Source organism: Agromyces humi (assembly GCF_009720255.1).
Taxonomy (GTDB): Bacteria; Actinomycetota; Actinomycetes; order Actinomycetales; family Microbacteriaceae; genus Agromyces; species Agromyces humi.
Genome location: NZ_WJSP02000092.1, coordinates 1 through 11122, shown reverse-complemented (window position 1 = coordinate 11122; position 11122 = coordinate 1). Strand labels below are relative to the sequence as shown.

Genomic DNA, 11122 nt, shown 5'->3' with positions numbered 1-11122 from the left:
CGAACCAGTCCCAGACGCCGCCCGCCCACAGGATCACGACATCGTGGTCGGTGATGCCGTGCGTCCCGCGGATCCCACGCCGAACCTGGACCGGATCGGCATTCTCCATGCCGAACGGTGCGAGCCCAGCCGTGCGGGCTCGCCGAGGCTCCGCATCGAGACGGTCAACGGACAGGTCGTCTACGGATCGGTGCTCGAGCCGGCGCTGCGATCTGCGGGCTTCCGCGAGACGCCGAGGGGGCTCCGGTTCGATGCCAGAGGGTGACACCGTCTACCAGGCGGCGCGCCGGCTCGATGCGGCGCTGGCCGGGCAGCTCGTCAGCCGAACCGACATCCGGGTGCCGGCGTTCGCGACGGTCGACCTCTCGGGCGAGCGGGTGCACTCCGTGGCGAGTCGGGGCAAGCACCTGCTGATGCGCATCGGCGACGCCGTGCTGCACACCCACCTGAAGATGGAGGGCGAGTGGCGGGTGCACCGCCCCGGCGAGAAGTGGCGCCGGCCCGCCTGGCAGGCCCGCGCGATCGTCGAGACCCCGACCGCGGTCGCCGTCGGCTTCGACCTCGGACTGGTCGAGGTGTTCCCGGCCGCGGAGGAGGCCGACCGGCTCGCCTACTTGGGCCCCGACCTGCTCGGCGCGGATTGGGACGCCCTCGAGGCGGTGCGGCGCATCGAAGCGGCGCCCGAGGTGCCCATCGCCGTGGCGCTCGGGGATCAGCGCAACCTCGCGGGGCTGGGCAACGTCTACGTCAACGAGCTCTGCTTCCTCCGCGGCATCCGCCCGACGACGCCGGCCGGCGAGGTGGAGGCGGTGCCCCTCGTCGATCTCGCGTCGCGGGTCATCCGAGCCAACCGCGATCGCATCGCCCGCACGACGACCGGCGTCGACCGTCGCGGCGAACGCCTGTGGGTGTACTCACGCGCCGGGCAGCCGTGCCGGCGTTGTGGCACGCGCATCGAGCACGGCCTGCTCGGGCGCAACGACGTGGAGTTGCGCGACTCGTGGTGGTGCCCGAACTGCCAACGATGAGCGTCGGCGCACCCGGCCGCGTCACGGCCGGGCATGCGGAAGCGCCGGGGTCAGGAGACCGGGCCGGTCCACTTCTCGCCCGGGCCCTGGCCGATGGCGTCGGGGATGACGGACGCCTCGCGGAAGGCGAGTTGCAGCGAACGCAGGCCGTCGCGCAGCGACCGCGCGTGCATGTCGCTGATCTCGGGGGCTCCCGCGGTGATCAGCCCTGCAAGGGCGTTGATGAGCTTGCGCGCCTCGTCGAGGTCGACCTGCTGGTCGGGGTCGTCGGCGAGCCCGACCTTCACGGCGGCCGCGCTCATGAGGTGCACGGCGGCAGTCGTGATGATCTCGACGGCGGGGACTTCGGCGATGTCACGGGTCGCGCCCTCGACGGTGGACTCGGCTGAACTGTCGCTCACGGACTTCCTCTGTTAGACTACTGCGGGCCCGGGGCCAGTCCCCGGTACGAAAGTGGAGATTCTCCCACCCGCGCATACCGCTTCATCAAGGTTACCGGGTCGATTGCACTCCGCTTCCACGCTGCTGGGCGACCAGCAGCGGGGGAGTAGACAGGGTGCCGCAGTGATTGCCGGTGTGATTCCGTGCGAACCTGCGTGGATCTTCCGCTCTCGTCGACGGGCGGCATCCGCCTCCCGTCGAGCGAAACAGCTTGAGTAGAGGAGTACACGCATCAGCGATCCCCGTACCAACGACCGTATCCGCGTCCCCGAGGTCCGTCTCGTGGGACCTGGCGGAGAGCAGGTCGGCGTCGTGAAGATCGAGGTGGCCCTGCGGCTCGCGCAGGAGGCCGATCTCGATCTCGTCGAGGTCGCACCGAACTCCAAGCCTCCGGTCGCCAAGATCATGGATTACGGCAAGTACAAGTACGAGGCTGCGCAGAAGGCGAAAGAGGCCCGGCGCAACCAGGCGAACACGATCCTCAAGGAGGTTCGGTTCCGCCTCAAGATCGACAAGCACGACTACGAGACCAAGATGAAGCGCGCCGTCGGCTTCCTGAAGACCGGCGACAAGGTGAAGGCCATGATCCTCTTCCGGGGCCGCGAGCAGTCGCGCCCCGAGATGGGCGTCCGCCTCCTGCAGCGCTTCGCGGAGGACGTGGCGGAGTTCGGCACGGTCGAGCACAACCCCACGATCGACGGCCGCAACATGGTCATGGTCATCGCGCCCCTGAAGAACAAGTCCGAGGCGAAGGCCGAGGCGAATGCACAGCGTGCTGCGGCGAAGGTGCGACCGGCGGCGGATGCCCCGGACGAGCCCGAGTCGCAGTCGGCCGACGCCACCGAGGCGTAGGCCAAGCACCCCCGTCCGCCACGAGTTGGCGGCAGAACCAAGGAGAACAACCAGATGCCGAAGCAGAAGACCCACTCCGGGTCCAAGAAGCGCTTCAAGATCACCGGCAGCGGCAAGATCAAGAAGCAGCAGGCCGGGATGCGCCACAACCTCGAGCTCAAGTCCTCGAAGCGCAAGGCCCGTCTGAACCAGGACAAGGTCGTGTCGGCCCCCGACGCCAAGGTCATCAAGAAGCTTCTCGGCCGCTGAGCCGCGAGACCCGTAAGGAAGAAACAGAGTCATGGCAAGAGTGAAGCGGGCGGTCAACGCCCACAAGAAGCGCCGGGTCATCCTCGAGCGCGCCGAGGGTTACCGCGGCCAGCGTTCGCGTCTGTACCGCAAGGCGAAGGAGCAGGTCACCCACTCCCTCGTCTACTCGTACAACGACCGTCGCAAGAAGAAGGGCGACTTCCGTCGCCTCTGGATCCAGCGCATCAACGCCGCCTCGCGCGCGAACGGCCTGACGTACAACCGCCTCATCCAGGGCCTCGGCCTTGCGGGCATCGAGGTCGACCGCCGCATCCTCGCGGAGCTCGCCGTGAACGAGCCCGCGACCTTCGCCGCGCTCGTCGAGACCGCCAAGCAGGCGCTCCCGGCCGACACCTCGGCTCCGAAGACCGCCGCGTAAGGCGCGTCCTCCGTCACGAACGGCCCGGCACCCCTGTGGTGCCGGGCCGTTCGTCGTGTCCGCGCCGTGAGGCGCGCTGATGCCAGACTGTCGAGACGGGACGCACGCCGACGACGGGAGAGCAGATGGGCGCGGAATCCACCGACGTGTACGACGTGGCGGTGATCGGGGCGGGGCCCGCCGGCACGGCCGCGGCGCTGCGTGCGGCCGAGCTGGGTGCGAGCGTGGTCGTGCTCGAGGCGGATCGCACCGGCGGCACCTGCGTGAATTCCGGCTGCGTGCCGACGCGCGTCCTCGCGAAGACCGCGCGCCTGATGCGCGAGGTGCGCACGGCCGACGAGTACGGCATCACCGTGAGCCGGCAGCGCATCGACTGGTCGTCCACCGTCGCACGGGTGCGGAGCACGGTCGACCGGGTCCGGTCGATCAAGCGCGAGGCGGAACGCTTCGCCGAGGCCGGTATCGACCTCGTGCTCGACGGGCGGGCCGCCTTCGAGGACGAGCACACGCTCGTCCTCGAGAGCGGCCGTCGCGTCGAGGCGGCCTCGATCATCGTCTGCGTCGGCGGCCATTCCCGGCGCCTCCCGATTCCGGGTACCGAACTCGCGACCGTTCCCGACGAGGTGCTCGAGCTCCCGCGGGTCCCCGACCGGCTGGCGGTCATCGGCGCGGGAAACACCGGTGCCCAGCTGGCCACCGTGTTCGCCGCCTTCGGCTCGGAGGTCACGCTCCTCGATGTCGCGCCGCGGGTGCTGATGGCCTCGGATCCCTCGATCTCGCAGGCGGTCGCCGCTGCCTTCGAGGAGGACGGCATCCGCGTCCGGACCGGCATCGACGGCGTCGATGCGCTCCGCCGGCGCGACGACGGGCGGATCGACCTCGATTGGCGTGCTGCCGGCGCGCCCGAAGCCGAGGCCTTCGACGCCGTGGTGATGGCGACCGGGTGGCCGGCCCGGGTCGACGATCTCGGGCTCGATGCGATCGGCGTCCGCGTCGAGCGTTCGGCGATCGTCGTCGACCAGTACTTCCGCAGCTCCGTCTCGCACGTCTTCGCGGTCGGCGACGCGAACGGCCGCGACATGCTGGTGCAGGCCGCGCACTTCGAGGGGGAGGCCGCGGCCGAGAACGCCGTGCTCGGCGCGAACCGCCGAACGCCGCATCACCTGCTCCCCGCCGGCGGATTCACCGACCCCGACTACGCCGGAGTGGGGCTGACCGAGCCCGAATGCCGGGAGCGCGACCCGAGGTGCGTGGTCAGCCGCGTCGAGTACTCGGAGCTCGAACGCGCCGTCATCGACGATCGCGAGCGCGGCTTCCTGCTGCTCATCGCCGACCGCCGCCGGGAGCTCATCCTCGGGGCGCATGCGGTCGGCGAGAACGCCGTCGAGGTGATCCAGTCGGTGACCACGGCGATGGCGGCGGGAGTCGACGTGGCGACGCTCGCGAGCGTGAAGTTCGCGTACCCGACGTACAGTGCGCTGATCGGCCTCGCCGCGCGGCGACTCCTCGCCGCGTAGGTCGGAGTCGCCCCGAGGGCTCCCCATAGACTTGCTGCATGCTCGAGAACCCCAGGTCCCCGCGTGTCCGAGGGGTCGCCAAGCTCGCGAAGAAGTCCGCTCGGACGGAGAGCGGGCTCTTCCTCCTCGAGGGCCCGCAGGCGGTCGCGGAGGCGCTGAGGTTCCGGCCGCACCTCGTCGTCGAGCTGTACGCGACGCCATCGGCGGTCGAACGCCACCCCGAGATCGCCCGCGTCGCCGACGACGAGGGACTCGACGTCGAGTTCGTCACCGAGGAGGTGCTCGACGCGATGGCCGACACGGTCACGCCGCAGGGGTTCATCGCGGTGTGCCGGCAGTTCCCGACGGCGGTGAAGGACGTGTTCGCCGCGTCGCCGAAGCTCGTCGCGATCCTCGAGGAGGTGCGCGATCCCGGCAACGCCGGCACGATCGTCCGGGCAGCGGATGCCGCGGGCGCCGACGCGGTGGTCTTCACCGGCCGCGCGGTCGACCTCTACAACCCCAAGGTCGTGCGCAGTTCGACGGGTTCGATCTTCCACGTGCCCGTCGCGGTCGGCGCCGAGCTGGAGGACGTCCTCGACCGGGCCAGGGCGGCCGGGCTCACCGTGCTGGCGGCCGACGTGAAGGGCGAGGACCTCCTGTCCGCCCGCCACGACGGCGTCCTCGAGCGTCCGACGGCCTGGTTGTTCGGCAACGAGGCGCGCGGACTGCCCGACGAGCAGCTCGCCCTCGCCGACCGCGTGGTCACCGTGCCGATCTACGGCCACGCCGAGTCGATGAACCTCGCCACCGCGGCATCCGTCTGCCTGTACGAGAGCGCATTCGCGCAGCGCAGCGCTGGTCACGAATAGGTAACCACGCACCGAACCGCCGCGTCGTTCCTTGTCGGCCGGATGCCGCGCCCCCTAGTTTGGGGACTATGGAGCCAACCCAGCCGGCGCCGCCGACGTCGAACATCTCGGTGCGTCGCGGCGAACCCCTCGTCGTCATCGACCATGTCGAGAAGCACTTCGGCGACCTGCACGTCCTGAACGACATCAACACCACCGTCAATCGAGGCGAGGTGGTCGTCGTGATCGGGCCGAGCGGCTCGGGCAAGTCGACGCTGTGCCGCGCCATCAACCGGCTCGAGACCATCGACTCCGGCAGCATCACGATCGACGGCGAGCGGCTCCCCGAGGAGGGCGCCCAACTCGCGAAGCTCCGCGCCGACGTCGGCATGGTGTTCCAGTCGTTCAACCTCTTCGCGCACAAGACCGTGCTCGAGAACATCACGCTCGCCCCGATCCGCGTGAAGAAGCAGTCCCGCAAGGCCGCCGAGGCGAAGGCCATGGAGCTCCTCGACCGGGTCGGCGTCGCGAACCAGGCGAAGAAGATGCCCTCGCAGCTCTCCGGCGGCCAGCAGCAGCGCGTCGCGATCGCCCGCTCGCTCGCGATGAACCCGAAGCTCATCCTCATGGACGAGCCGACGAGCGCCCTCGACCCCGAGATGATCAACGAGGTGCTCGACGTGATGGTCGGGCTCGCCCAGGACGGCATGACGATGATCGTCGTCACGCATGAGATGGGCTTCGCGCGCAAGGCGGCCGACCGGGTGCTGTTCATGGCCGACGGACGCATCGTCGAGGAGGCTGCACCGGCGCAGTTCTTCGACCATCCCGAATCGGATCGCGCGAAGGACTTCCTCTCGAAGATCCTCGAGCACTAGACCTGCGCTGCCACGAGCGGCGAGGAACCACCCAGAGAGAAGAGGCAGAGACATGAAACGGATGAGAATCGCACTCGTCGCGGGCGCAGCCGCGTCGGCGCTCGTGCTCGCGGGCTGCGCAGGCGGCGGCGGGGACACGGCGGAGGAGACGCCCTCGGCGGCGCCCACGTTCGAGGCCGGCACGAGGATGGCCGAACTGTCCGAGGCGGGCAAGATCACCGTCGGCACGAAGTTCGACCAGCCGCTGTTCGGGCTCAAGGGCCCGTCGGGCGACCCCGAGGGGTTCGACGTCGAGATCGCCAAGATCATCGCCTCCGAGCTCGGCATCGACGAGGAGAACATCGAGTGGACCGAGACCGTGTCGGCCAACCGTGAGCCGTTCATCGAGAACGGCCAGGTCGACATCGTCGTCGCCACGTACACGATCAACGACAAGCGCAAGGAGGTCGTCTCCTTCGCCGGGCCGTACTACATGGCCGGACAGTCGATCCTGACGCTCGCCGACAACGACGACATCGAGAGCGAGGAAGACCTCGTCGGCCAGCCCGTCTGCTCCGTCACCGGGTCCACGCCCGCAGCGAACCTGAAGGAGCTCGGCGCGGAGGTCATCGAGACCGACACGTACAGCAACTGCCTCGAGCCGCTCCGCAGCGGCCAGGTCGTCGCCGTCTCGACCGACAACGTCATCCTCGCGGGCCTCGCCGCCCAGAACGAGGGCGAGTTCAAGGTCGTCGGCAAGCCGTTCACCGAGGAGCCCTACGGCATCGGCCTCGCGAAGGACGACACCGACTTCCGCATGTGGATCAACGACGTGCTCGAGAAGGCGTACGAGGACGGCCGCTACGAGGAGGCGTGGGAGTCCACCGCCGGAGCGGTGCTGCCCTACGTCGACCCGCCTGCCGTCGACCGCTACTGATCGGAGCGCGGCCCGGGCGACCATCGTCCCGGGCCGCGTCCCACCCCCAACCGACCGGAACGGAGACTCGTGGACGCCGTCATCGAGAACCTGCCGACCTACTTCGAGGGCTTCAGGATGACCCTGCTGCTGCTCGTGGTGAGCGGCATCGCGGCACTCGTCATCGGCACGATCATCGCGTCGATGCGCATCTCGCCCGTGGGCTCGCTCCGGGTCTTCGCCACGGTCTACACCGAGCTCGTGCGCAACACGCCGCTGACGCTCGTGCTGTTCTTCTGCGCGATCATCCTGCCGTACCTCGGTTCGGAGCTCACGTACGTCACGGCCGCCATGATCGGCCTGTCGGTGTACACCTCGCCGTTCGTCGCCGAGGCGCTCCGATCGGGCATCAACGGCGTGCCGATCGGCCAGGCCGAGGCCTCCCGCAGCGTGGGGCTCGGATTCACCCAGACGGTGGGGCTGGTCGTGATGCCGCAGGCCTTCCGCATGACCATCCCGCCGCTCATCAACGTCTTCATCGCGCTCACCAAGAACACCTCGGTGGCGGGCGGATTCTTCGTCTTCGAGCTCTTCGCCGCGACGCGTGAGCTCGCGAACGCGAACGGCGACGCCGTGATCGCCATCCTGCTGGGCGCGGCGACCCTCTACCTCGTGATCACGATCCCGCTCGGGATCCTGGCCGGCCAGCTCGAGCGCAAGTGGGTGGTGCAGCGATGAGCAACTCATCGGTCCTCTTCGACGCCCCCGGTCCCAAGGCGCGCCGGATCTCGCTGATCGCGTCGATCATCGCGGGCATCCTGATCCTCGCGGGCGTCGCCTGGATGATCTGGACGCTCGCCCAGCCGCGCGAGAGCGGCGGCATCACCCTTCCCGGGTTCTTCGACCCCAGCCGGTGGGACATCTTCGCCGACCCCGAGGTGTGGCAGTTCATCGTGTTCGAGGGCGTGCTCGCCACGCTGCGCGCGGCGCTCGTCGCCTCGGTCTTCGCCATCGCGCTCGGCATCGTCTTCTCCCTGCTGCGCAGCTCGCAGGTCGCGTGGATCCGCATCCCGACGACCATCGTGCTCGAGTTCCTCCGCGGCATGCCGGTGCTGCTGATGATGCTGTTCATCCTGCTCGTGCTGAACACCGGCGCCTTCTGGGCGGTCGTCGCCGCGCTGAGCCTCTACAACGGCGCGCTCATCGGCGAGGCGCTGCGTGCGGGCCTCGCCGCCCTGCCGCGCGGCCAGCGCGAGGCGGGGCTCAGCCTCGGCATGCGCCCGCTGCAGTCGAAGATGCTCGTCGAGTTCCCGCAGGCATTCCGGCAGATGCTGCCGATCATCGTCGCCCAGCTGGTGGTGCTCCTGAAGGACACCTCGCTCGGCTACATCGTCGGCTACACCGAGCTCCTGCGCACGAACATGAACGTGCTCGGCAGCTTCTACGGCAACCGCTACCTGTTCTCGCTCTTCGTCGTGACGCTCGTGCTCTACCTCACGATGAACCTGCTGCTCTCGTGGTTCGCGCGCTGGCTCTCGAAGCGCACCTCGAGCCAGTCGGCGGGCAAGCGGCTCGACCCCGAGGACGCCAGCCAGGCGCTCCTCGTCGCCGAGGCGACGGCTGCGGCGCGCGAGTCCAAGGGGCCATAGCGACGGCCGCCAGGGTCGAAACCGGCGACGTCCGAGGGCGGATGAATCGACCGGAGTCGCTCCTGACCGCCCGCTAGACTCGTTCCTTGTGTCCGAGCCACGTGAAATCACCGAGCAGGCCGTCGAGTCGGCCGTCGACGCTGCGCTCGCGGCGATCGCCGCGGCAGCCGACTCCGCCGCGCTGAAGACCGTCCGCGCCGAGCACACGGGGGAGAAGTCGACCCTCGCGCAGCTGAACGCCGAGCTCCGCAACGTGCCCAACGACCAGAAGGCCGCGCTCGGCAAGCTCGTCGGCGGCGCCCGCGGCCGGGTCAACCAGGCGTTCGTGGCACGGGAGGCCGAGATCCTCGAGGCCGAGGCGGCCGCGCAGCTCGCGGCCGAGGCGGTCGACGTCACGGCGCTGCCGTCGCGGTACCGGCCGGGCGCGCGGCATCCGCTCGCCCTGCTGCAGGACCGGGTGTGCGACGTCTTCACCGGCATGGGCTGGGAGATCTCGGAGGGCCCCGAGGTCGAGAGCGAGTGGTTCAACTTCGACGCCCTGAACTTCGACGCCGACCACCCCGCGCGGGCCATGCAGGACACGTTCTTCGTGGATCCGCCCGAGGCGCACCTCGTACTGCGCACGCACACGAGCCCGGTGCAGGTGCGCTCGATGCTCGAGCGCGAGGTGCCGATCTACGTGCTCGCCCCCGGGCGGGTGTACCGCACCGACGAGTTCGACGCGACGCACCTTCCGGTGTTCATGCAGTTCGAGGGCCTCGCCGTCGACAAGGGCCTCACCATGGCGCACCTCAAGGGCACCCTCGACCACTTCGTCAAGTCGATCTTCGGCGATGAGGCGAAGGTCCGCCTGCGCCCGAGCTTCTTCCCGTTCACCGAGCCGAGCGCCGAGCTCGACTTCTGGCACCCGACCTTCAAGGACGGGCCGCGCTGGATCGAATGGGGCGGCTGCGGCATGGTGCACCCGAACGTGCTGAGGGCCGCGGGCATCGACCCCGAGGTCTACACGGGGTTCGCCTTCGGCATGGGCATCGAGCGCGGGCTCATGCTGCGCAACGGCGTGCAGGACATGCGGGAAATGGTCGAGGGAGACGTCCGGTTCTCCCAGCAGTTCGGAATGGTGGTCTAGGACATGCGAGTGCCGCTCAGCTGGCTCGCCGAATACGTCGAACTCGTGCCGGGCACGACGCCTGAAGACGTGCATGCCGCCCTCGTGCGGGTCGGCCTCGAGGAGGAGGACGTGCACACGTTCGAGCTCCAGGGGCCGATCGTCGTCGGCGAGGTGCTCGAGTTCGTCGAGGAGCCGCAGTCCAACGGCAAGACCATCCGCTGGTGCCAGGTGCGGGTGGCGCCCGAGGGCGAGGCCGCGGCCGACGGCGGCGAGGCGGTGCACGGCATCGTCTGCGGCGCCCGCAACTTCTTCGTCGGCGACAAGGTCGTCGTCACCCTTCCCGGCGCGGTGCTGCCCGGTCCGTTCCCGATCGCGGCGCGCAAGACGTACGGGCACGTGTCCGACGGCATGATCGCCTCCGCGCGTGAGCTCGGCCTCGGCGAGGACCACGACGGCATCCTGCGCCTCTCGACGCTCGGCATCGACGCGCCCGTCGGCACCGACGCCATCGCGCTGCTCGGGCTCGACGACGCGGCGGTCGAGATCAACGTCACCCCCGACCGCGGCTACGCGTTCTCCATCCGGGGGGTGGCACGGGAGTACGCCCACGCGACCGGCGCGACGTTCCGCGATCCGATCGAACAGACCGGTGCAGTGGATGCCACGGTCGACGGCTTCCCCGTCGAGATCCGCGACGAGGCGCCCATCCGTGGCCGCGTGGGCTCGGCCGTGTTCGCGACGCGCATCGTGCGCGACGTCGACCCCACCCGCCCGACGCCCCCGTGGATGGTCGCACGGCTGAAGCTCGCCGGCATCCGCTCGCTCTCGGTGCTCGTCGACATCACGAACTACGTCATGCTCGAGCTCGGGCAGCCGATCCACGGGTACGACCTCGACCGCCTGCGGGGCGGCATCGTGGTGCGCCGGGCGATGCCGGGCGAGAAGCTCACCACCCTCGACGGCAAGGAGCGCACCCTCCACGTCGAAGACCTCGTCGTCACCGACGACCGCGGCCCGATCGGCTTGGGCGGCGTCATGGGCGGCGCCGAGACCGAGATGGACGACTCGACGCGCAACGTCCTCATCGAGGCGGCGAACTGGGATCCCGTGTCCATCGCCCGCACGGCACGACGCCACAAGCTGCCCAGCGAGGCGGCGAAGCGCTACGAGCGCGGGGTCGACCCCGAGATCGCGGCCACCGCGGTCTCGCGCGTCGCGCAGTTGATGGCCGACCTCGCCGGCGGCACCGCCGAC

The 11122-nt window shown here is 69.6% G+C and carries 13 protein-coding genes; 12 read left to right on the top strand and 1 reads right to left on the bottom strand.

What is annotated here, in order from left to right:
- Positions 1–251: 251 nt before the first annotated feature.
- Positions 252–1028, top strand: coding sequence for a DNA-formamidopyrimidine glycosylase family protein (locus GH736_RS09975; RefSeq protein WP_159602735.1), 777 nt, complete (start codon positions 252–254; stop codon positions 1026–1028).
- Positions 1029–1078: 50 nt separating this feature from the next.
- On the opposite strand, the gene GH736_RS09970 is transcribed toward GH736_RS09975, so the two are convergent.
- Positions 1079–1429: a DUF1844 domain-containing protein gene (locus tag GH736_RS09970; RefSeq protein WP_159602733.1), complete on the bottom strand. Its 351-nt coding sequence runs from the start codon at positions 1427–1429 to the stop codon at positions 1079–1081.
- Between the two features lie 271 nt (positions 1430–1700).
- Between GH736_RS09970 and infC the strand changes: the two genes are divergently transcribed.
- The 11 genes from infC to GH736_RS09915 form a co-directional block, all read left to right on the top strand.
- Complete coding sequence (gene infC, locus GH736_RS09965) at positions 1701–2321, top strand: translation initiation factor IF-3 (RefSeq protein WP_159602737.1); 621 nt, start codon at positions 1701–1703, stop codon at positions 2319–2321.
- Between the two features lie 54 nt (positions 2322–2375).
- Positions 2376–2570 (top strand): 50S ribosomal protein L35, encoded by a 195-nt coding sequence (gene rpmI, locus GH736_RS09960; RefSeq protein WP_159602731.1) that lies wholly within the window; start codon positions 2376–2378, stop codon positions 2568–2570.
- Between the two features lie 31 nt (positions 2571–2601).
- Entirely contained in the window at positions 2602–2988 is a 387-nt protein-coding gene (gene rplT, locus GH736_RS09955; RefSeq protein ID WP_159602729.1) for a 50S ribosomal protein L20, read from the top strand.
- A gap of 125 nt (positions 2989–3113) precedes the next feature.
- Positions 3114–4505 carry a dihydrolipoyl dehydrogenase family protein gene (locus GH736_RS09950; RefSeq protein ID WP_159602727.1) on the top strand — a complete coding sequence of 464 codons (1392 nt, stop codon included), beginning with the start codon at positions 3114–3116 and terminating at the stop codon, positions 4503–4505.
- A gap of 38 nt (positions 4506–4543) precedes the next feature.
- On the top strand, positions 4544–5356 hold the full coding sequence (locus GH736_RS09945; protein WP_159602725.1) for a TrmH family RNA methyltransferase: 813 nt from the start codon (positions 4544–4546) through the stop codon (positions 5354–5356).
- Between the two features lie 68 nt (positions 5357–5424).
- Entirely contained in the window at positions 5425–6213 is a 789-nt protein-coding gene (locus GH736_RS09940; protein WP_159602723.1) for an amino acid ABC transporter ATP-binding protein, read from the top strand.
- A 52-nt stretch (positions 6214–6265) separates the two neighbouring features.
- A complete protein-coding gene (locus tag GH736_RS09935; RefSeq protein ID WP_159602721.1) occupies positions 6266–7129 on the top strand; it encodes a glutamate ABC transporter substrate-binding protein in 864 nt (287 codons plus the stop codon).
- A 69-nt stretch (positions 7130–7198) separates the two neighbouring features.
- Positions 7199–7846, top strand: coding sequence for an amino acid ABC transporter permease (locus GH736_RS09930; protein ID WP_159602719.1), 648 nt, complete (start codon positions 7199–7201; stop codon positions 7844–7846).
- Positions 7843–8757, top strand: coding sequence for an amino acid ABC transporter permease (locus GH736_RS09925; RefSeq protein WP_159602717.1), 915 nt, complete (start codon positions 7843–7845; stop codon positions 8755–8757). The genes GH736_RS09930 and GH736_RS09925 overlap by 4 nt, the downstream gene beginning before the upstream one ends.
- Positions 8758–8845: 88 nt before the next feature.
- The gene (gene pheS, locus GH736_RS09920; protein ID WP_159602715.1) at positions 8846–9886 is read left to right on the top strand and encodes a phenylalanine--tRNA ligase subunit alpha; all 1041 of its coding nucleotides are present in this window, start codon (positions 8846–8848) and stop codon (positions 9884–9886) included.
- A gap of 3 nt (positions 9887–9889) precedes the next feature.
- Positions 9890–11122: phenylalanine--tRNA ligase subunit beta (locus tag GH736_RS09915; protein ID WP_162529550.1), on the top strand; the 1233-nt coding region annotated here is incomplete at its 3' end.

What these genes read in the sequence shown, in the direction of transcription:
- GH736_RS09935 (WP_159602721.1), top strand. Translation starts at nt 6,266, where the DNA reads ATGAAACGGATGAGAATCGCACTCGTCGCGGGCGCAGCCGCGTCGGCG.
- GH736_RS09975 (WP_159602735.1), top strand. Translation starts at nt 252, where the DNA reads ATGCCAGAGGGTGACACCGTCTACCAGGCGGCGCGCCGGCTCGATGCG.
- GH736_RS09940 (WP_159602723.1), top strand. Translation starts at nt 5,425, where the DNA reads ATGGAGCCAACCCAGCCGGCGCCGCCGACGTCGAACATCTCGGTGCGT.
- GH736_RS09945 (WP_159602725.1), top strand. Translation starts at nt 4,544, where the DNA reads ATGCTCGAGAACCCCAGGTCCCCGCGTGTCCGAGGGGTCGCCAAGCTC.
- GH736_RS09925 (WP_159602717.1), top strand. Translation starts at nt 7,843, where the DNA reads ATGAGCAACTCATCGGTCCTCTTCGACGCCCCCGGTCCCAAGGCGCGC.
- rpmI (WP_159602731.1), top strand. Translation starts at nt 2,376, where the DNA reads ATGCCGAAGCAGAAGACCCACTCCGGGTCCAAGAAGCGCTTCAAGATC.
- GH736_RS09950 (WP_159602727.1), top strand. Translation starts at nt 3,114, where the DNA reads ATGGGCGCGGAATCCACCGACGTGTACGACGTGGCGGTGATCGGGGCG.
- rplT (WP_159602729.1), top strand. Translation starts at nt 2,602, where the DNA reads ATGGCAAGAGTGAAGCGGGCGGTCAACGCCCACAAGAAGCGCCGGGTC.